At 50.3% G+C, this 20,050-nt stretch carries 15 protein-coding genes; 3 read left to right on the top strand and 12 right to left on the bottom strand.

The window, feature by feature from the left end:
• Positions 1-56: 56 nt before the first annotated feature.
• Both L6H98_RS13825 and L6H98_RS13830 read right to left on the bottom strand, forming a co-directional pair.
• Positions 57-1,280, bottom strand: coding sequence for a PLP-dependent aminotransferase family protein (locus L6H98_RS13825; protein WP_236415869.1), 1,224 nt, complete (start codon positions 1,278-1,280; stop codon positions 57-59).
• Positions 1,281-1,386: 106 nt separating this feature from the next.
• Positions 1,387-2,043, bottom strand: a complete 657-nt coding sequence (locus L6H98_RS13830) for a response regulator transcription factor (RefSeq protein WP_236415870.1) — start codon at positions 2,041-2,043, stop codon at positions 1,387-1,389.
• A gap of 381 nt (positions 2,044-2,424) precedes the next feature.
• On the opposite strand from L6H98_RS13830, the gene L6H98_RS13835 reads away from it, so the two are divergent.
• Together L6H98_RS13835 and L6H98_RS13840 are read left to right on the top strand one after the other, a co-directional pair.
• Entirely contained in the window at positions 2,425-2,835 is a 411-nt protein-coding gene (locus L6H98_RS13835) for a hypothetical protein (protein ID WP_236415871.1), read from the top strand.
• Complete coding sequence (locus tag L6H98_RS13840; protein WP_236415872.1) at positions 2,832-3,896, top strand: phosphodiester glycosidase family protein; 1,065 nt, start codon at positions 2,832-2,834, stop codon at positions 3,894-3,896. The genes L6H98_RS13835 and L6H98_RS13840 overlap by 4 nt, the downstream gene beginning before the upstream one ends.
• 329 nt (positions 3,897-4,225) lie before the next feature.
• Here L6H98_RS13840 and L6H98_RS13845 read toward each other — a convergent pair whose 3' ends face one another.
• From L6H98_RS13845 to L6H98_RS13870, 6 genes are all read right to left on the bottom strand, one after another.
• A complete protein-coding gene (locus L6H98_RS13845; protein ID WP_236415873.1) occupies positions 4,226-7,594 on the bottom strand; it encodes a cellobiose phosphorylase in 3,369 nt (1,122 codons plus the stop codon).
• A 40-nt stretch (positions 7,595-7,634) separates the two neighbouring features.
• Positions 7,635-9,800: a glycoside hydrolase family 3 N-terminal domain-containing protein gene (locus L6H98_RS13850; protein ID WP_236415874.1), complete on the bottom strand. Its 2,166-nt coding sequence runs from the start codon at positions 9,798-9,800 to the stop codon at positions 7,635-7,637.
• Between the two features lie 178 nt (positions 9,801-9,978).
• The gene (locus L6H98_RS13855) at positions 9,979-11,577 is read right to left on the bottom strand and encodes an extracellular solute-binding protein (protein WP_236415875.1); all 1,599 of its coding nucleotides are present in this window, start codon (positions 11,575-11,577) and stop codon (positions 9,979-9,981) included.
• Positions 11,578-11,632: 55 nt separating this feature from the next.
• On the bottom strand, positions 11,633-12,532 hold the full coding sequence (locus tag L6H98_RS13860) for a carbohydrate ABC transporter permease (RefSeq protein ID WP_236415876.1): 900 nt from the start codon (positions 12,530-12,532) through the stop codon (positions 11,633-11,635).
• Positions 12,533-12,552: 20 nt separating this feature from the next.
• On the bottom strand, positions 12,553-13,512 hold the full coding sequence (locus L6H98_RS13865) for an ABC transporter permease subunit (protein ID WP_236415877.1): 960 nt from the start codon (positions 13,510-13,512) through the stop codon (positions 12,553-12,555).
• Between the two features lie 12 nt (positions 13,513-13,524).
• Positions 13,525-14,289 carry an alpha/beta hydrolase family protein gene (locus L6H98_RS13870; RefSeq protein WP_236415878.1) on the bottom strand — a complete coding sequence of 255 codons (765 nt, stop codon included), beginning with the start codon at positions 14,287-14,289 and terminating at the stop codon, positions 13,525-13,527.
• Between the two features lie 465 nt (positions 14,290-14,754).
• Between L6H98_RS13870 and L6H98_RS13875 the strand changes: the two genes are divergently transcribed.
• The gene (locus L6H98_RS13875) at positions 14,755-15,666 is read left to right on the top strand and encodes a serine hydrolase (RefSeq protein WP_236415879.1); all 912 of its coding nucleotides are present in this window, start codon (positions 14,755-14,757) and stop codon (positions 15,664-15,666) included.
• 83 nt (positions 15,667-15,749) lie between these two features.
• Here L6H98_RS13875 and L6H98_RS13880 read toward each other — a convergent pair whose 3' ends face one another.
• The 4 genes from L6H98_RS13880 to glnA form a co-directional block, all read right to left on the bottom strand.
• Positions 15,750-16,004, bottom strand: a complete 255-nt coding sequence (locus tag L6H98_RS13880) for an AbrB/MazE/SpoVT family DNA-binding domain-containing protein (RefSeq protein WP_236415880.1) — start codon at positions 16,002-16,004, stop codon at positions 15,750-15,752.
• A gap of 170 nt (positions 16,005-16,174) precedes the next feature.
• Positions 16,175-16,639, bottom strand: a complete 465-nt coding sequence (gene trmL / locus L6H98_RS13885; protein ID WP_236415882.1) for a tRNA (uridine(34)/cytosine(34)/5-carboxymethylaminomethyluridine(34)-2'-O)-methyltransferase TrmL — start codon at positions 16,637-16,639, stop codon at positions 16,175-16,177.
• Between the two features lie 248 nt (positions 16,640-16,887).
• On the bottom strand, positions 16,888-17,997 hold the full coding sequence (gene serC, locus L6H98_RS13890) for a 3-phosphoserine/phosphohydroxythreonine transaminase (protein WP_236415884.1): 1,110 nt from the start codon (positions 17,995-17,997) through the stop codon (positions 16,888-16,890).
• A 336-nt stretch (positions 17,998-18,333) separates the two neighbouring features.
• Positions 18,334-19,758, bottom strand: a complete 1,425-nt coding sequence (glnA, locus tag L6H98_RS13895) for a type I glutamate--ammonia ligase (protein WP_236415886.1) — start codon at positions 19,756-19,758, stop codon at positions 18,334-18,336.
• Between the last annotated feature and the right edge of the window lie 292 nt (positions 19,759-20,050).

Below are 20,050 nucleotides of genomic sequence, written 5' to 3' on the forward strand. Positions count from 1 at the left end.
ACGTCCACACGTTCACGGAGAGGCAGAACCCATCTGAAGAAGCAAAGCATGCCTGATCAGTTCCGTGCCGTGAATTCTCCGATCGCTTCGCTGATCAAATTCATGCCGAGCAGAAGCGCATCACGTCCCGGATGGCTAAAGTTTAAACGAATGTAACCCCGATCGGCATCCCCCGTCGAACACAGCGAACCCGGCAAAAAAGATACGCCCTTGGGCAAGGCGGCTTTGAGCAAGGCGACGCTGTCCAGACCATCGGGCAATCGTACCCAGAGATACATTCCTCCTTTTGGAACCGCATAATGCGTCCCCCTCCAACCGGGTCTTTTCAATAACTCAAGCATCAACTTCAGCCTGGTTTTGTACTCCCGATTGAGCAGGGACAAATGATCGTTCCATTTAAAAGGAGATTGGTCCAGCAGCCGATGCAATAACCGCTGGTTCATGGGACTGGATTGTCCATCCGCAATCCGCTTCACGGAAGCCATGGCTTCAATCAAAGCTGGATGGCCGGCAGCCCAACCGGTACGCAGGGCAGGAGCGACGGTTTTGCTGAACGACCCGATATATAGAACATGTCCACCCTGATCGGCTGTATCCATGGCAAACAGGGAAGGGTAATGACGATAGAAGTCCGAGTTGGACCGTCCATCGAAATGAAGCTCACCGTAAGAGTCATCTTCCACCAACAATACGCCATAACGGGAGCATAGCTCCAATACCGCCTCACGACGCTCCATGCTCCATAACGCCCCCGTCGGATTGGAAAAGCTGGGCGCGGCAAAAAGCAGCTTGGGTTGCGCCTGCTGCATGTGGTGCTCAAGAAGGTCGGGCAATATTCCGTTTTCATCCCCGGTGACCGGAATGATGGTGGCTCCTTGCATTTCCAGAACCTCAAGACAGCCGGGAGACGTTGGATGTTCCACCAACACGGAATCTCCCGGCTCGAGCAGAAGCCTCATAATCAGGTCGATCGCCTGCTGTGTTCCCGTTGTGAGCAAAATTTGCTCAGGGACCGTACGGATGCCTTTACGGCTGTTCCAATCTTGATCCAGCCATTCACGGAGCGGCCTGTAGCCAGCCGGTTCGCCATACTGGAGTGCAGATGGCCCGGAGCTAAAAACAGAGACGGCTGCCTCCTCCAGCAGCTTGAATGGAAATAATTCCTCTGCCGGCAGCTCTTCAGCCAAAGAAATGAAATGATCCCGATCAGACATTTTGCGAATATCCCGAAGCGGGGATGACAACAGTCTGTTCGTACGGGAGGCGAAGAAATATTTCATCAATCCTGTCCCCTTTCATCCTATTCCGAACTATGCTCGCAGTCCGCAGCCCCTACAAGGTATTCCTGGATCATGTTCAATATGACGACCAGACCGTGCCGGATCATCAGGAGATCGTTTTGATCTGCCTTGCATACAGGGCGTAACGCTCTATCGCTTGGGCTCTGCTGCTTACATCCAGCTTAACATAGATTTTTCGCAAGTAATTGTCAATCGAGCGCCGGCTGACATTAATTTCACTGGCTATTTTATCATAAGTTACACCCTGTACAATTCTTTCCATAATAAAAGTTTCCGTTTCCGTCAATGAGGCTGCAAATTCTTTTCCCTCGCCTTCGATCGGCTTGACCCAATCCGTGCTGGCCAGCCACGTCAGCGGAATGGATACGCAGCCTTCCCTCAACCCTGCGATGAGATGGATCAGCTGGCCAGGGGAAGCCTGCTTGGACAGCATCCCGCTTGCGCCTAGTCCCATCAGATGGAGAAATAACTTCACATTGTCTTCATCCGTCAGAATAATGATGTGACTATGAGCCGAACGCGCTTTCATCTGGGTAATAAACGGATCGGCCTGTCCCTCCGGCAGCCTGTAATCCATCAGAACGATATCCGGCTGATGCCGGCTTACCAATTCCAAGCCTTCAGTTCCTGAAGAAGTCATTCCGCGAACGATTAAGTCCTGTTGTTCTTCCAAAATTAATTTGCTGCCCAGCATGCTGGTGGGGTGGATATCGACAATGACCACCTGCCATACTTTTTCCATTTTCCTTCTTCCCCCTGATTATGTATTGGACAAAAGTCGAAATATGTCGAATGAAAAAATCATCGAATACAATCTATCTTTCCATTCCCCTTTTTCTTCCCCGACAAATAACGACCTTCTTTTTTTGTCCACATTTCTTTTCCTTTCCAAACCATTCTAATATAGTATAAATATCCTGCATTTCTAGCTAAAAAAGTCGAAAAACCTGCCCAAACTTCCTACTTATTGCATCTATAAGAAATTGTATCCTAGGACTTCCTTCCGATGCAATCTCTTTTTGCGCTCAACGTTAAAGAACTTCATTTTTGCGTAATCGACAGGCGCATGTTAGAATGAAGATTGGAAATTTTCCTTTATCTTCAGATGACCAGGAGTGATGACATGAACCCCGTAGTGGAGCCTGATGACATCCATCACACCCGGAGCGCCAAAGGTAAAGGCCGAGCTTCTGTTAAACTGTTTCTGGCGTTGTGGATTATATTTATTATCATCGGAGTCCTAGGGACCTATTTTTACAGCAACCACCTTCAGAAACAGATGATTGCGCAGTTGCAGACACATAATCAACAGCAGATCGCGGCGTTAAAAGCAGACTATGAGAAGCAGCTAACAACGATCTCAAAGGAAGTATCCAGCCTGCAAGAGCAGGTCCAAGCCTTTAATGAGCTGTTGACCTTTACCAAGGATAATGCAAGCAATAAGACGGATAACAGCAACAAGCTGTACACCCAACTGAGCGAAGTCAAAAAACAACTGGAGACCCTCCAGAAAAAGATGGATCTGCTCAAATGATTACCCACGTTAAACAGGTAAATCGTTTTTTTATGCTTGCACTCGCTCCCTTTATTGGACTTGTTTTATGTCTTTTCTTGTTTCGGCCTGCGGTCGATCCGGGAGACGTGTTGGAAGATGCCTGGGTCAAAGAGAACATTACCCTTCAGACTCAGGCGATTCGCGAAGAGCTTGAGGGTGCCAAGGATACGGCCGTTCAAACTTCTTCTTCCATTAAAAAGACGACCCAGCTTTACAATCAGACAACAAGCGCCATGTCCTCCATCGTACAAACCGCGACCAACCAGGCAGCGCGCCCGGAGTCGATCTATAATCAGCGCATTTCATCCAAACTGGGGACGCCCATCGAACGGGTCAACAGCGATCGGTTGACGATCGAGCTGTACAGGGTTAATCCCGGGACCTATAAAGGTTATGCCATGAAAATTAAGCTGAAGGACCCTTCCGCCATGCAAATGGCTCTGAACAGCGAGCTGGGAAAAGCCGAAACCACCATGCAGGCCGTCAAACGCAGCGGTGCCGTGGCCGGCATTAACGCAGGCGGCTTTGCCGATAGCGGCGGCAAACGTTATCCGCTCAGCACCACGGTCATGGACGGTAAATACGTTACCGGCTTCCAGCCCAGCTTCAAGGACCTGTTCTTCGTCGGATTGAATGATGCAGGCAAGCTGATCGGCGGCAAATTTTTCGACAAAAGTGCACTCGATCGCCTGAAGCCTCAGTTTGGGGCCACATTTGTTCCCGTGCTGCTTCAGGACGGAAAGAAAACTGCCATCCCCGAGAAATGGAAGGTATCTCCGAAACGTGCGCCCCGAACGGTCATCGGCAACTACAAGGATGACCAGCTGCTCGTCGTCGTCGTCGACGGCTACAACGAAAGCGGCAGTTCCGGAGCGACACTGGAGGAGCTCCAGGCAAGATTGTACAAGCTGGGCGTCATGGATGCCTACAATTTGGATGGAGGCGGCTCGTCCTCCCTTATTTTGAACAATCGGGTCGTCAACCATCCGTCAGATGGTTCACTGAGACCCGTGCCTACCCATTTTTTATTTTACAAATGATCCCTGAAAAGCATTTCTTTTCTCTCCTTTACGGTTATAATAGAGGTAAATGAACATGGTTCAGGGAGGTGGCAGGCATGTCGTTTTCATTGACGTTCTGGATTATTGCAATCGTGCTCGCTTTGTACATGACAGGCATTCTCACTGCAGCCTACAACAATGACAAAACAAAAGGCCTTTGATTGGCCAAGCCTCTCTCCGAGAGGCTTTTTTCATTTTCGGATGATCCTCGTTATTCTCACCAATGCCCCTGGTAAACCTCACGCCAAAAAGGTTTGAAGGAATGTCTCCATTCCCTCAAACCTTGTTTTTTGCAACCGTATGCCGGATCAACTATAGATTTCGATCACGTTGTGGTCCCCCAAGCGCTGCTCAAGCAATTCGCGCGAAATGCGCAATCCGCCTGCTCGGTATGGCTGGTCAATCGTTTCCGCCTCAAGCTTCTGTCCGTGCAGCACCGCGCGTTTGGCGCGAGAACCGCTCAGATGGTAGACAAACGTTACTGGTTTGCCCGCAAATTCGAAGTCAAAGCGCAATCCGTCCAGGTGGGCAGGCAATACCGGGTCGATAATCAGGTCTTCCTCAGCCTGGCGAATGCCCAGCGCGTTCGAAATGAGCTGATTCATATAAATCCCAGGACCGCTGGAATAGATTCTCCAACCACCTTTGACTTGAACTTCACCGGAACGGAGCTTGCCAAATTGCTCCTGTGCGTCATAACGGCTGTTGAATTTGCCGTCAGAGCTGCTGAAATAAGCATTGCTCTGACGAAGTTCCGCGTTGGGAACGACTTCCTGGATGCCGACCGGATTAATGATGCCCAGTCCGTTCCATACTTCTTCCGCATGTCCCAGCTTCGCCATTGCCTCCACATAACGGATATGCGCGTGCACATACTGCAAGCCTACCTCACGTCCAAAATTGGAGGCCTGCTCTGCCCGTTTAAAATGCGTGCTGACTCCGCCATCATATTGTGCAGGACGATTCATGAGCCTTACCCCATCCGGACAGAACAATTCCTTCTTGATGAGACGATAATGGGCATCCGCCTGCTCGGGTTCCAACAGCCCGGCAATCATGCTGCGCGTCATCGGCAGCAGGCGATACTGGATGCCTGTCTCACGGTCGTCCGGATGAAGCATACGTTTGGCCTGCTCCGGATCCTCCAGATAGATGAAGCCCGGAATGACATCCGTGCTCAGCATATATTTGGTGAAGTCTCTCTTCACGCCGGCTGCCATATTGGCCAATTCCTCGGCAAGCTCCGGCTTGACCGTCCCCAGCGCTTTGGACAGCTGCGTCAGCGTTTGATACGTCAGTGCCACGGTCCAGCTGCTGACCATGTAGCGTTTAAGCTGGGCATTGGCAGGCTGCAGCGTATCATCCCAATCCCCGTCGCCATAAGAAGACAGGAACGTGTCATGCAGGAAGTGGCTTCGGATATATTCCAGCTCTTTCAATGCGTGCGCCAGAATCGTCGCCTTACCTTCGGTGAAATGGAACCCGTGTTTGACCGTAAACGGTACTTCTTCGTCAAGGATGGCGTAATCCCTCGTTGCTATCAAATAATCGCTTAGCACTTTGAGCGGCCAGACAATGATGTCGCCGTGGCTCTCTTCCTGCTGAATGTTGAAGTAACGGTCAAACATGAACCACTGCGGCCAGTTGCCGTCGTCTTCATATTGGTGGGAATACACCATTTTGAGAATGTCTCGCACCTGTTCGAATTTGTGAGTAGCCATGAAGTATTCGACCGGCCCCTGGCAGACGTCGCGTGTCCCCCAAGCCGCGCCGCCATATTGTTCAAGCCCATGCGGCACCGAATAATGTACCAGCATGTTATGCGTGTACCACCAGGCAAGCGCGTTTACCTTGAACAGGTCTTCACCGATGGCTTCATTTGGCAAGGAGAGACGGAACCCGTTCATGACTTCGGCATAAAACGCGCGATACGCTTCCTTTTCTACCTCAAAGCTTCGCATAGAAGGCAGGACGGCTTCGCCTTCCAACACTCCTTCCATAGTGAGCGTCCATTCTGCGGCCGTCCCCAGCTGCAGCGTAATCAGCGAACCGTCTCCCGGATGAACCCCGCTGGCAAGACGTGTCTCATCCCCGATCTTCACTGCCGCTCCGTCCACGCGCATGCGGTACTCGAGATTCGGATATTTTTCCGCGCTTGGGGCAGACGTGTGGGCCTGGATCACCAGCACGCCATCCCGCTCGCTGATCCGGGCAGGTGTTTCGTATTCATTCACGTTCATCGTAATCTGGTTGGTCACCAGATAACGATATTCGCGGCCCTGCACCGATTTCACATGCATGCGGATTTCCGGCGTATCCAATGTGGTGTAGTTGGTCACAACCAGCGTATCCTGTTCTGTTTTGTAGTACCAGCGGGCATAGTTGAAGCCCATTTCGAACAGCGAAGGCATCGTCAGCAAGCGGAACACGCCATCCATCTCGACGTACAAACGCTGGCCGGACGACTTCGGAATGTTGAGTGCGCTGCGGGCATTGCTCATCATTTTATTGAAATTGGTATTGCCCACGACGACGTGCGAATTGAAGATACCATACATGTACGATGTGGTCGTTATGACTTGCTGTCCCAACTTCACGTTGTTGCCGCTCATCAAAATATGCCCGTGCGGACGTTCCACGCGAAGTTCTTTTTCTTTCAATACGACATGTTCATGCGTATCGGTGAAGAATGCCAGCAATCGGCCAGCGGATTGCTCCACCTGGCGTCTGTTTGCTTCCGGGAACAATGCGCCCAGTTCTTCCTCTGTCATCGGCAGCGTGCGCAGCGGCTCGCCCAATGCAGGACTCAAAGACACTGCTGGCAGTGCAGCGGCAGCGCGAAGGCCTTTCAAGATCCGGTGGCGTTTGCCCTCGTATTCCTGCCATGCTTGCTGCACGACGTCTTGATACTCCAACGCCTTGACCGCCTCGGGATGATCCGCCTGGAACAACCCGTAAAATACAAAACGCGCTTCGCCGTTCAATGTCGTTTTGCGCGACTGTAACGCTGTGTACGCAAACTCATACTGATAGATTTCGTTAGCCAACGAAGATTGGGTCAGGCTGACGGGTACGTTTGTTTCTTTGTAGCTCAGCCCGAAAAATTGAAATCCGTCCGTCGAATATGCTGCCGCGCCTGTCAATGAACCCTGCTGCATATAAGGAAACGCGCCGCCCTGCGGCTGATTCTGCCGGGAAGCCACAATGTAACCATAGTCTTCGTGCTCGAAGACGGCATGGTCGATATACTGGGACAGATACGCCTCGTTGCTGCGCACGGCACCGGGATCAGCGAGACCGACATCCTGCCCGTACACGACATCGACGCGCTGTCCTTCGCCCCGAAGCGTGACGTCCCAGAACCACACGCCGTGCCCGGTCGGTGCAAATACAACCTCATACGCAACGCCTTTGGCGCGGCCTGTCCACACGATGCCGCTTCCGTCCGAACGGACTGCGCTATTGGCATGAATGCCAAGCAGCGGCACGTAGCTGATCGTTCCATCATCATGGAACCGCAAGTATACATTATTCATGGAGCCGTCCACCGGACTGGACAGCCATTGGTTAATCATCGTCTGCCCGCTCTTGGCCTGGTACAGGTCGCCGCTCTCCCAAAAAGTAAAGTCAAGCTCTCCGGAGCGCACGTTGATCTGTGATTTCGTTATTGTTTTCATATGTCTATTTATTTCCTCCCATGATCATAGCCCTGTTAAACTAAACCAGTCTGAAGCTGCCTTCTTGCACATCGCGGCTATTCGGACCAACGAAGACACGGAAAGCGCCCTTGTCGCTGCGGTAAGACAGATCGGAGTGATGGTAACGGAGCTGCTCCTCTTTCAACGTGAATGCAGCTGTTCCGCTCTCTCCGGCATCCAGATGCAATTTCACGTACCCCTTCAATTCACGCATCGGACGAACCACTTCACCGCTTACGTCCCGAACATATAGTTGAACGGTCTCTACGCCGGCACGATCGCCTGTGTTTGTCACCGAAACCTGAATGGTCAGGGGCTGGCCGGCACTCATTTCCGCACCGGATATTTGCAGTTCCCCATACTCGAAGGTTGTATATGACAAGCCGTAACCAAAGGGAAGCAGCGGTTCGTTCGGGCTGTCGATGTACTTCGATACATAACGTTCTTCGGTTTTCTGCGGATCCAGCGGACGTCCGGTGTTGAAATGGTTGTAGTATACCGGAATCTGGCCTGCCGATCGCGGGAAAGACATGGTAAGCCGTGCAGACGGATTCACCGCGCCCGTGAGCACATCGGCGATGGCCGCACCACCCTCGCTGCCCGGGAACCAGGCTTCGAGCACGGCGTCAGACTCCTCGAACACCCCTTGCAAATCCAGCGGACGTCCGTTGAAGAGCACGGTCGCTATCGGTTTGCCTGCTTGCTTGATCTGTCTGACCAGTTCCAGCTGCGCTTCCGGCAGCCGGATATTGGTACGGGATCCGCCTTCGCCGCTCATTTCCGAATCCTCGCCCAAAGCAAGGATGACGGTATCCGCTTGGCTCGCGGCTTCAAGCGCCTCGGCGATTTGTTCCGGTGTAATGGTGTGAACTCCGCTGCCTGCGGCGATATGCAATTTCCCCGATGGCAGGCGCGCTTCCAGCGCCGTGCCCAATTTCGTTGCATCCGCCTTGACGCCTTCGCATGACCACCAGCCCAGAATGTCCTCGCTTTGAGCGAACGGTCCGATCAATGCCACGCTCGCTTCCGGCCTGATCGGCAGAACGCCATTGTCGTTTTTGAGCAGCACAGCCGATTTGGCAGCCAGCTCATGCGATACCTGGCGATGTTGCTGCGAAAACACGATTTCGCGTTCACGTTCCGGATCGGCGGCACGCAGCGGGTTTTCGAACAGACCCAGCTTGTTTTTCAATTGCAGCACGCGGAGTACCGCTTCATCGATAAGTTTCACATCCACTTCACCGTTCTCGACCAGCTCCGGCAAATGGCGAACATAACATGGTGTCATCATTTCCATGTCCAGACCTGCACGGATCGCACGATAAGCTGCCTCGCGATCATCTTCGGCAGCGCCATGCGCGATCATTTCCCGGACAGATGCCCAGTCCGAGATCAGTACGCCGTCAAATCCCCATTCCTCGCGCAAAATGCCTCTCATCAGTTTTTCGTTGCCGCTGGCCGGAATGCCGTCCACCGTATTGAACGAGGCCATGACCATCTCGCACCCTGCGTCGAGCGCCGCCTTGTATGCAGGCAAATAATACTCGCGCAGCTGCCGTTCCGACATGTCCACCGTGTTATAATCCCGGCCGCCTTCCGCCGCGCCATAAGCAGCAAAGTGTTTCACGCAGGCCGCCAGGCGGTCCAGTTCATCCTTCAAGCTGTCTCCCTGGTAACCGCGCACAAATGCAGCGGCAAACAGACTGTTGAGATACGGGTCTTCACCCGTGGTCTCCATGACCCGGCCCCAACGCGGGTCGCGAACCAGATCAACCATGGGTGCAAAGGTAACGTGGAGACCCGATACGGCCGATTCACGCGCGGCGATCTCCGCGCTTTTCTCCGCCAGCTCGACATCCCACGAGCAGCCGATGGCCAGCGGAATCGGGAAAATGGTTTTATACCCGTGCACCACGTCTGCCATAAATAGCAATGGAATGCCCAAACGGCTTTTCTTCAAATAAGCTTGCTGTACATCGATGATTGCCTGTGCTCCCGACAATCCCAAAATCGAACCGCTGGCGTTCACCGACTGTTCGGTGATGCCCATTTCCTCCATCGGGCCCGTGATTTGCCCCTCGACGTCCGTGCCTTCGTAGAAGTTGGCCGTAAGCTGAAGAAGCTGGGCCGTTTTTTCTTCCAGGGTCATTTGGCTGACCAGGTCTTTTAGTTGCTGATTATCCATCCGTTCCATCCTCCGCAAGTCGTTGAAGTCAAAAATAAATGCGTTACAAACCGTTATTACCGGAAATCATGCCATTCGTTATTTTAAAAAGACCCGGCTGCAGTGAAACTACGCGCCGGGTCCGGATGATCGGACCGACAGACCTGCTGTCACATCCCATCATTGTGTAGCTGAAGCATTACTTGAATTTTTCGTTCAGTTCATCCAAGTAAGGTTGAACCAGAGATTGTTTGCTGGCTACCCATTCCTTCCAGTTGGCTTCGAGATCGCCGCTTTTCAGGATCAGGTTGGCGTATTCGCTCGAATAATCGAATGTAGCTTGGTTTTTCGCTTTGGAATCGTAGAGCTGTACATCCCAATCATACGCGGCAAGCGAGTTCGATTTCGATCCCAGCTCGGCTTTTTCTTGGAACAATTTCACCGCTCTGTCGCGATAATCTTTTTTGATTGCCGGGTTGATTACGCTGAAGTCGTCTCCGAGCAGGTACAGTCCTTCAAAACGTGCTGGGTATTTGTCTTCCAGCGTTGTGCCTTCAGGCAGCAAGCTAACCAATTCGTTGTTTTCGTCGTATTTCCAATCTGTTCCTTCAAAGCCCATGTTAATGAGCATTTGGCCTTCTTTGCTTGTGGAGTAATCCAGCAGATCCATGATCCGTTCGAATTTCTCGTCACTGATGTTTGGATTGAAGATCAGGGCAGACCAGAAGTTGGCTTGCTCCAGGTTGCGGTATTTACCGTCCTCGCCCAATACGATGGCAGTGTGTACCAGATCATCGCTATCTACGCCCAGGTTTTTCTTGATATCTGTATCCAGGCCTTGTCTGTAAGAAGCAAGACCGCCCAAGCTGGTTACAGCGGCTGTTCCCGTCACTTTAAAGTTATTCTGGCCCTCATTGTTTTTCCATGTGTAAAACTCCGGATTCAACAAACCTTCTTTATACGCGTCTTGCATGATTTTCAATGCTTCCAATGTTTCAGGTTCTGCCGGTCCCCAATGGAATTGGCCGTCTTCGCCTTTATAGAACGGTGCATCCGTGATGGCATGTACGCTGTTTGGCATGATGATGTTTGTCATCGCGTCAGCGGCATTGTAGGACAGTGGTACAAGTTTGTTGCCCACTTTGCCCGGATCCTTCTCTTTCACCAGTCTTGCATATTCGTTCAATTCGGATGTGGTATACGCATCCTTCAACTCAAAACCTACCGCTTCAGCCCAGTCTTTGCGAAGGGCAATAACGCCGATCTGGTTCGTCAGCGGATCTGCTGGTTTGTTTTCATAGTAGATTGGTCTAGGCAAAATGTAAGTACCGCCCGTCAATTCTTCCAGCTTGTCTCCGAGGCCTGTCAGCGCGTAGGCTGCAGCCACGTTTGGCCAGCGCTCTTTCCAGTCATCCGGGAATTTGTAGAGCAAACCTTGGTCGATATAATTCATGGCATCGCCATGCACGTAGTTCCATACGGCGACGTCCGGCAGGTCGCCGGAGTTGATCCACAAGCGAAGTTTCTCACCCCAGGAATCCCAATCCACGTAGTTGTAATCCCATGTCACGTTGAACTTGTCTGTCCAGAATTTGTGGAAATCGTTATCCAGATTCCCGTCCTTCACTTCGGTCAGATTGGCTACGGAGATGGTCAGATTGTCTTTGTAATTCCCATCCGCATCCTTTTCGTTGCCGCCTTGCGCGCTATTGTTGGAACAAGCGGATACCACCAGCATCAGCATACAGAGCGTGATGGCAAAGATGGATTTTACGGACAACTTTTTGTTCGTTTTCATGCTTTTACCCCCATTTGATTTTGGTAGAAGTCGGGTTATAAATCCTATTGTATAATCAGGTCTTGATAGCCCCTGTTAATACCCCTTTGGCAAAGTGCTTTTGCAGCATCGGGAAGAAACACATAATCGGTACCATCGTTACGAATACGGCAGCCATCTTCATGCCCATCGAGAAGTTGCTGGCTTTGACGGCATCGAGGCTTGATGCGTTGGACGCGTTCGTTTGCGATTGAACGATGATGGAGCGCAATACGTTCTGCAGCGGAAGCTGGTCCGCTTTTCTCAGGAAGATCATCGCGTCGTACCAACTGTTCCAATAAGCGACGCCATAGAAGAGCGTAATGGTTGCGATAATCGGCGTTGCCAGCGGAAGCACGACAGAGAACAAAATTCTCCATTCTCCCGCCCCGTCCAGCCTCGCCGATTCCATCAGCGATTCAGGCACGGTATAGAAGTAGTTCATCATCAGGATCATGTTGAAGGCACTGAAGCTGCCTGCCAGGATGACGGACCACAACGTTCCCGTCAGATGAAGTGTTTTCATGATCAGGTACAGCGGCACGATCCCTCCGTTGAAGATCATGGTGAACAGAACCAGAAAGAAGATGAACCTTTTAAAAGGAAACTTGTTGCGGCTGAGTCCATATGCCATGCTCGTGGTCAAGAACATGCTGAGCGGCAGACCGATGACGAGCAGGATCAGCGTATTTTTGTATCCCGTAAAGATACTTCCATCCGCGAACAGCGCTCGGTATGAATCCAGCGTGAATTCTTTCGGGAACATCAAGAGCGGGTTGCTCGCGTATTCTTTTTGTGTTGCGAACGAAATCATGATGACATTCCAGAACGGAATCAGAATCATGAGCGCAAGCACAAGCAGAACGGCAAAAATGAAATAATCGAGAGCGGTCATTCTATCCGTGCCGATTTTGGATTTGGATCTTTTCTTGCTCATTTGGCTTTTCTTCTCCTCTCTTATCGGAACAAACCGTCTCCGCCAAGCATCTTGGCAAATCTGTCAGCGAGAATCAACAGGATCATGTTCACGAGGGAACGGAACAAGCTGACTGCTGTCGAGAACGAGAAGTCGGTTGAAGACTGGAACGTAATGCGGTAGATGTAAACGTCCAGCACTTCCGATACGTTTTTGGTTGCGGCGTTGGCCAAGTTGAAAATCTGGTCGAAACCGGAAGACATCAGACCGCCGACGGACAGGATAAACATGACTGTGATCGTTGGCATAATATTCGGCAATGTGATGCGGAACATTTGCTGCAAACGGGACGCACCGTCAATCTGTGCGGACTCGTATTGATCCTGGTCAATCCCCGAAATGGCGGCCATAAAGATGATTGCGCTCCATCCCGTCGATTTCCAGATATCCGTAAGCAGCAGCATCGGTACAAAGTTGGATTCCGAACCAAGGAAGTTGATGGTTGGCAATCCAAGCAAGGCCAGCGTGCTGTTGACCAGTCCGTCATAAGCCAGAACGTTGATAACGACCCCGGACACGATGATCCAGGACAGGAAATGCGGGAACGTCAGGATGGTCTGGAACCATTTTTTCCCTCTGCGCATTCTCAGTTCGTTCAAGAGCAAGGCCAGAATGATCGGGAACGGGAACTGGATGATCAGTTTCAGGATATTAATGTACAACGTACGCCATACGGCATCGATAAAGGTCGGGTCACGGAACACGTATTTGAAATTCTCGAATCCAACCCATGGACTGCCCAAGATGCCAAGGTTGGCCTTGTAGTCCTTGAAAGCCAGAGACAGACCGCCCATCGGCATGTAAGCGAACAGAATCAACCACGCGAGCCCCGGTATAAGCAGGGTATAGGTCATTCTGTGCTTCCACATCTCTTTCCAGAGCGGATTGCCGCCAGGGCTTCCCTTCAGCTTTTTGCTAGGTCCTTCGGCTGCAGGTTTCAATTTTGCATCTCCTCACTCTACTGTTGTCTTATCTTCAAACAAAAAATGAAACATCGTTTCCAGATGGTGCTCCCAGAATGTCCACTCATGGCTTCCCGGGGATTCCACATATCGAAAATCGTATGCAGTGCCTTGCATGTACTCCGCAAAGCGGCGGTTCATGTCCACGAACGGGTCGCTTTCACCGCAGCAGTTAAGAATTTCCGGCAATCTTCGGCCCTCTTGCAGCAGCTTGGCGGACAGCGCGTACAAATCCTGGTCGGGTTTGACCTGCAAACGTTCTCCAAAAACCGCTTTCATTTCTTTGATCATACCCGGAGGCATTTGCGGGTCTTGAAGCCGGGTTTGAAGATCGGTCACGCCGGAAAGCGAAACGACCTTACGGTAACGTTCGGGATATGTCAGTGCGCATTTTAACGCTCCGTATCCACCCATCGACAACCCAGCTACGTAGGTTTTGTCTGGATCAGGGTTCAGGTTTAACTGGCGCCTGCATAGTTCGGGCAATTCTTGCGTGATGTAATAAAAGTAATTCAGGCCATACTCCATGTCGGTGTAATAGCTTCGGTTTGCTTCCGGCATAATGACGGTACAGCCGTATTTTTGCGCATACATCTCAATCGTAGTCAAGCGATGCCAAGTGCTCGCATTATCGCCTGCCCCGTGCAATAGGTATATCGTCCCTCCAGAAGTATTTCCGGAGTCACAGGACACGACATGAATGCTGGTGTTCATGCACAAGGTGGCCGATCCCGTTTCAATCGTGATATGTGCCATTTGCAACTCCTTTCTTGTTTGGCTGTTGGTGTACTGTTCTCTCGCAGCCTTTTCTGTTGCAGTCTTCGTGAATCCCCCAAAATGTGCTAACGATTCGAAACGATTTTCTCGAATCGTTTCAAAAGTAGGTTGACGTTTATTTACATAGACTGAAAAACAGCACTTTTCACTTGGAAGCGATTTCTTCGAATCGTTTCGAGTAAATCATAATCCCGATGAGTAAATCCTGTCAATAACCTTTTTGTTTTTTTGCGTTATTTTATGGATATTGGCTCGATTTAAATGGAAATCACCTTTGATTCCATCCTTTTATTACTAATTTTCATCCGATTATTAACCCAATGTACATTGTTCATTGACATCATTCGCGGATTGTACTAACATAAATTCGAATTTTGTAAACGGATTTAAGAAAACGTTTCACCTCCCTTCCCTCGCGGATTGGATCATGGAAAGGAGCACCTGATGTCTACTCTGCCGAATCAGTTTGTTCGTTCGATCGATGAACAAGGTTTGAATGTATATTCCATTCGTGTCCTCCAGCATGGAGAACTCATCTCGGCCTGGGATCGAAGCAAGGACTGCCGCCGGGTGCAGCATTCGATCAGCAAATCTTTTACGTGCATGGCGATCGGGCTTGCGCTTGAAGAAGGCCTGTTGCGGCTGGATACCCGGCTTGGGGAGTACTTTGCTTATGATGTATTACCCCAGAATCATCCAACTGCCTTGTCTTCAAGAGAGCTTCGCCTGATCGATTTGCTCCGGATGTCTTCCGGACATGACACTCCTCCTTTATTTGCAGATGAACGGGCCGCTTTGAAGGAGAACGATTGGGTCAAACATTATATGTCCCTAGCGCTGGATCGTTTGCCTGGCGAGCATTTCACGTACAGCAGCGGCGATACGTTCATGATTTCGGCATTGTTCCAGGCAGCCGCTGGTCAGACGGTGAAGGATTACCTGACCCCGCGCTTGTTCGAACCGCTAGGCATTCATAACGTAGCGTGGGAAACGTCTCCGCTTGGCATAACGCTGGGATGTGCCGGTTTGCAGATCAGCAACGAGGAACTCAGCCGCTTCGGACAATTTCTGCTGCAGGAAGGCAGCTGGAAAGGCTCGCAGCTGGTGCCTGCCGAATGGATTCGTAGGTCAACCCGCAAACAAATCGAAACAACGGGCGACGGAGACTGGGGGGAAGGATACGGTTATCAATTCTGGATGTGTTCCCATGATGCTTACCGTGCGGATGGCGCTTATGGCCAGCTTTGTGTGGTTCTGCCCAAGCAGCAGGCGGTCGTTGCCGTCAATAGTCAGGAAGAGAACATGCAGGGCATTTTGAACGCGATCTGGGACAGCATTTTACCGCTCTTGAATTAATTTCCTTCAGGCCGGCTGAAAATATACGAGTTCTCTGCAACCTAAAAAAGCCATGGAGCACGAGACTCCATGGCTTTATTGAATTACCCAAGTTGCGGAAGTTGGGTCATGTCCGTCAAACACTGTGCGCATATGTAACGCTCTTTGAACTCGTTCACTTCTTCCATCGATCCACAGAAAATGCACTTCGGACGATATCTCTCCAAAATGATATGGTCCCCTTGGACTAAAATCTCTACTGGATCCCCTTCATTCATTTGATACCTTTTGCGCAAAGATTTAGGCAATACGATTCTACCCAATTGGTCAACCTTGCGGACAACTCCTGCTGGTTTCATGCTAAGGCACACCTCTCCTATCGAACTCTAAATTTCTAGGTACATTTGTACTATGTTTATAGATTCGCCGGGCATTTGTCGAATCCTGCTGGAAATAAACATTTTTTGTCCTTTTTTTTGAAAATTGTTTTTTTGCTGAATTTTACCCGCGCTCTTTCTGGTGTCAACGATTAGTCCAGACCCGGAAATTGGAGCTGACGCAATGCTTCATATACGATGATCGCCGCGGAATTGGATAAATTGAGAGATCTCACATCCCCTGTCATCGGCATTCTCATGGCCGTTTCCGGATTGGCGGCAATCAGCTCGGGAGGCAAACCTTTGGTTTCTTTGCCAAACACAAAAAAGTCCCCGTCACGGAACTCGAAGTCGCTATACCGGTTTTTCGCCTTGGTTGTCGCATAAAAAAAACGCCCCTCCGGGTATTTCTGCTGTACCTCTTCAAACGAATCATGGTATTCGATATGCACAGCATGCCAATAATCCAATCCGGCACGTTTCAATGTAGCGTCATCCGTTCGAAAGCCCAACGGACGCACCAGATGAAGATGCGCACCCGTTGCTGCGCAAGTCCGCGAAATATTGCCTGTATTTGCCGGGATTTCAGGTTCAACCAGAACGATGTGTAATGCCATATGTGTTCAATCTCCTTTTATGTGTTCATGAAATGTAATGTAATGTACACGCTTCAAGTCGTTTTTATTCGGCGCACTCCCCTTCAACGGCTGCTTGTTCGCCATCTAATGCGTCCGCTGCTCCGATGCGCATGCTTCTGCTATCTTAAAAGAAAAGCCCCCCACACGTCAAATGTGGGAGGCCTTGGCATCACATTATGCCGCGCGTCCATAGCCATGGCCGCCAGCCAATGCTGCGATACTGCTCGTTAACCGTTCGTTTGTTGGAAATGGTTCATGAAATCGGTCAATGCTTTTACGCTCTCATAAGGTGCCGCATTGTAAATGGAGGCACGAAGACCGCCTACGCTGCGGTGTCCTTTCAGACCGACGAACCCTTCTTGTTCTGACGCTTTGATGAATTGTTTTTCCAGCTCCTCCGTAGCAAGACGGAACGTCACGTTCATCAGAGAGCGATCGGAAGCATCGACGCAACCGCGATAGAAGCCTTGGGAAGCATCGATGGCGTTATAAAGAAGCTCTGCTTTTTTGACGTTTTTCTGTTCGATGCCAGCCAGTCCGCCCTGCTCCTCGATCCATTTCAACACTTCATTTACCATGTATACCGAGAAGGAAGGCGGTGTGTTGTAGAGGGAATTGTTGTCCAGGTGCGTGCTGTAACGGAACATCGTCGGGATCGTTTTTGGCGAGCTGCTCAGCAGCTCTTCACGAGCGATGACCACCGTAATTCCGGACGGCCCCAGGTTTTTCTGAGCACCGGCATAAATCATGCCGAATTGATTCAAGTCGAAAGGCTTGCAGAAAATGTCACTCGACATGTCTGCGATGAGCGGCACGGCTCCTGTGTCCGGGAATGCTTTGAACTGGGTGCCTTCAATCGTTTCATTGGACGTCAAGTGCACATAAGCCGCATTTGCAGGCAGATCCAGGTTGGAAACGTCAGGCAAACGCATGTATTTGTCGGCTTCGGAAGATGCGGCGATATGTGTCTCCCCGATCAGCTTCGCTTCAGCCAGCGCCTTTTTGGCCCAGCTGCCCGTCATGACGTAGCTCGCAGTCTTCCCTTCGCTAAGAAGATTCAGCGGCAGCATGGCGAATTGGGTGCTCGCTCCGCCCTGAAGGAACAATACCTTGTATCCTTTTGGGTTGCCCAGCAGCGACAGCAAACGTTCCTGCGCCTCGTTATGTACAGATTCGTACACGGCTCCACGGTGAGACATCTCCATGATGGACATGCCCGTATTGCGGAAATCTACGAACTCGGCTTGGGCTCTTTCCAATACCTCCAATGGCAATGCTGCTGGTCCTGCATTAAAATTGTAAGCTCTCTTTGTCAAAACTTCCCCCACCCTTTCCATCCGTAACTGACATATGAAGTAAATATTATCGCTATGATATCAGTATTCCCTGTCCACTTCAAGGGCAATAAGCACCGTAGCCGACGATCCGGGCAATCAAATTCCTTTATCGCCCTGCAAAGTTAATGCACTGCCACATCAAAATAAAAAAATTCTGCCACTATACGCCGAGTGAAAAGACAGCCTATATTGGATAGAAGCTTCTGCAAAATCCGGAAATGCGCTTCATTCGAATTTCCATTCCACTTCCCGCCCCATCTTATCAGGAAAAAACCTCCGGGAAACGTTGTTCCGGAGGTTTTTCCTTCATTAATAGCACGATTCTTCGTCGGCTGATTAGCAGTCGAAGTAGAGGCTGTATTCGTGTGGATGAATACGAATCGCAACGGATTTTGCTTCATCACGTTTCAGGTTGATGTAGTTATCGATGAATTCTTTTGTAAATACGTTACCTTCAGTCAAGAACTCATGGTCTGCTGCCAAAGCATCCAATGCTTCTTCGAGGGAAGCAGGTACGCTGCGGATGTTTTCTTTGTCTGCATCGGACAGGTCGTAGATGTTTTTGTCAAGCGGTCCGTAACCCAGCTCCGTCGGGTTGATTTTGCGTTTGATTCCGTCCAGACCGGCCATCAGCATGGCTGCGAACGCCAAGTATGGGTTAGCTGTGGAGTCAGGTGTACGGAACTCGATACGACAACCTTTAGGTGTCACGGCTGCAACCGGAATACGTACCGCTGCAGAACGGTTACCTTTGGAGTAAACCAGGTTAACCGGTGCTTCGTAACCAGGAACCAAACGTTTGAACGAGTTCGTGCTTGGGTTTGTCAAAGCGATCAGCGCAGGCGCATGGTACAGAATACCGCCGATGTAGTGCAAAGCCATTTCGCTCAGGTTGGCATATCCGCCTTTTTCATAGAACAATGGGATATCGCCGTTGAAGATCGATTGGTGAACGTGCATTCCGCTACCATTGTCGCCGAACAGCGGTTTAGGCATGAACGTTGCCGTTTTGCCATACTGGCGAGCTGTGTTGTGAACGATATATTTGTATACGAGCAGGTTATCTGCTGTTTTTACCAAGGTATCAAAACGGAAGTTGATTTCGGCTTGACCTGCTGTCGCCACTTCATGGTGATGACGTTCAACGGACAGGCCTGCTTCTTCAAGAAGGCGACACATTTCGCTGCGGATATCTTGTTGTGTATCTACTGGAGCTACCGGTACATAACCACCTTTGGTACGTACCTTGAAGCCCAGGTTTCCACCTTCTTCTTTACGGTTGGTGTTCCAGGAAGCTTCTTCGGAATCAACGTAGTAGGAAGAGCTGTTCGTGCCGCTCTCGTAACGTACGTCGTCGAAAATGAAGAACTCGGATTCTGGTGCGAAGAATGCAGCTGTGCCGATGCCTGTTTCTTGCAGGTAAGCTTCAGCCTTTACAGCGATGCTGCGTGGGTCACGCTCATAGCGCTCTCCGTCCGGTGTGAAAATGTCACACATAACATTCAGCGTAGGATGTGCAGTGAACGGATCGACGTAAGTCGATTCAGGATCTGGCATCATAACCATATCGGACTCTTCAATTCCACGGAAACCTGCAATCGAGGAACCGTCAAAGGCAACTCCATTCACAAAGGTGTCTGCGTCAACGGCGGAAGCCGGCAAGGAAATGTGATGCGCACGACCAGCCAAATCTACGAAACGAAAATCTACCCACTCGATGTTGTTCTCTTGAATTGATTTCAATACGTTTTCTACCGACATGTATTCGTCCTCCCAAATTTTCCGAACATTAAACAGCCCCGCTAAAGAAAATGTTCATATTCGAATTTTTTTCTGTCGTCATTATAAATCTCAGACTTTACACCGTCAATACTTATGTAAGGTATTTTTTGCGGAGATGTAAGATATGCTCACATTTTATAAATTCTCTGAATTCTCGTAACAAAGTGCAAATGCAGTATTTGACCAGTTTAATGCGGTAAAGCAGGCACTATCTTGTCCTAAATATTGGATATTACCTGCCATATAAATGTTTCTTATCAGTATTGATTAA

The sequence above is a fragment of the Paenibacillus sp. JJ-223 genome, from assembly GCF_927798175.1.
Taxonomy (GTDB): domain Bacteria; phylum Bacillota; class Bacilli; order Paenibacillales; family Paenibacillaceae; genus Paenibacillus; species Paenibacillus hubeiensis.

Excerpts from the sequence above, each read along its gene's own strand:
- L6H98_RS13825 (WP_236415869.1), bottom strand. The coding sequence starts at position 1,280 with ATGAAATATTTCTTCGCCTCCCGTACGAACAGACTGTTGTCATCCCCG.
- L6H98_RS13830 (WP_236415870.1), bottom strand. The coding sequence starts at position 2,043 with ATGGAAAAAGTATGGCAGGTGGTCATTGTCGATATCCACCCCACCAGC.
- L6H98_RS13835 (WP_236415871.1), top strand. The coding sequence starts at position 2,425 with ATGAACCCCGTAGTGGAGCCTGATGACATCCATCACACCCGGAGCGCC.
- L6H98_RS13840 (WP_236415872.1), top strand. The coding sequence starts at position 2,832 with ATGATTACCCACGTTAAACAGGTAAATCGTTTTTTTATGCTTGCACTC.
- L6H98_RS13845 (WP_236415873.1), bottom strand. The coding sequence starts at position 7,594 with ATGAAAACAATAACGAAATCACAGATCAACGTGCGCTCCGGAGAGCTT.
- L6H98_RS13850 (WP_236415874.1), bottom strand. The coding sequence starts at position 9,800 with ATGGATAATCAGCAACTAAAAGACCTGGTCAGCCAAATGACCCTGGAA.
- L6H98_RS13855 (WP_236415875.1), bottom strand. The coding sequence starts at position 11,577 with ATGAAAACGAACAAAAAGTTGTCCGTAAAATCCATCTTTGCCATCACG.
- L6H98_RS13860 (WP_236415876.1), bottom strand. The coding sequence starts at position 12,532 with ATGAGCAAGAAAAGATCCAAATCCAAAATCGGCACGGATAGAATGACC.
- L6H98_RS13870 (WP_236415878.1), bottom strand. The coding sequence starts at position 14,289 with ATGGCACATATCACGATTGAAACGGGATCGGCCACCTTGTGCATGAAC.
- L6H98_RS13875 (WP_236415879.1), top strand. The coding sequence starts at position 14,755 with ATGTCTACTCTGCCGAATCAGTTTGTTCGTTCGATCGATGAACAAGGT.
- L6H98_RS13880 (WP_236415880.1), bottom strand. The coding sequence starts at position 16,004 with ATGAAACCAGCAGGAGTTGTCCGCAAGGTTGACCAATTGGGTAGAATC.
- trmL (WP_236415882.1), bottom strand. The coding sequence starts at position 16,639 with ATGGCATTACACATCGTTCTGGTTGAACCTGAAATCCCGGCAAATACA.
- serC (WP_236415884.1), bottom strand. The coding sequence starts at position 17,997 with ATGGAAAGGGTGGGGGAAGTTTTGACAAAGAGAGCTTACAATTTTAAT.
- glnA (WP_236415886.1), bottom strand. The coding sequence starts at position 19,758 with ATGTCGGTAGAAAACGTATTGAAATCAATTCAAGAGAACAACATCGAG.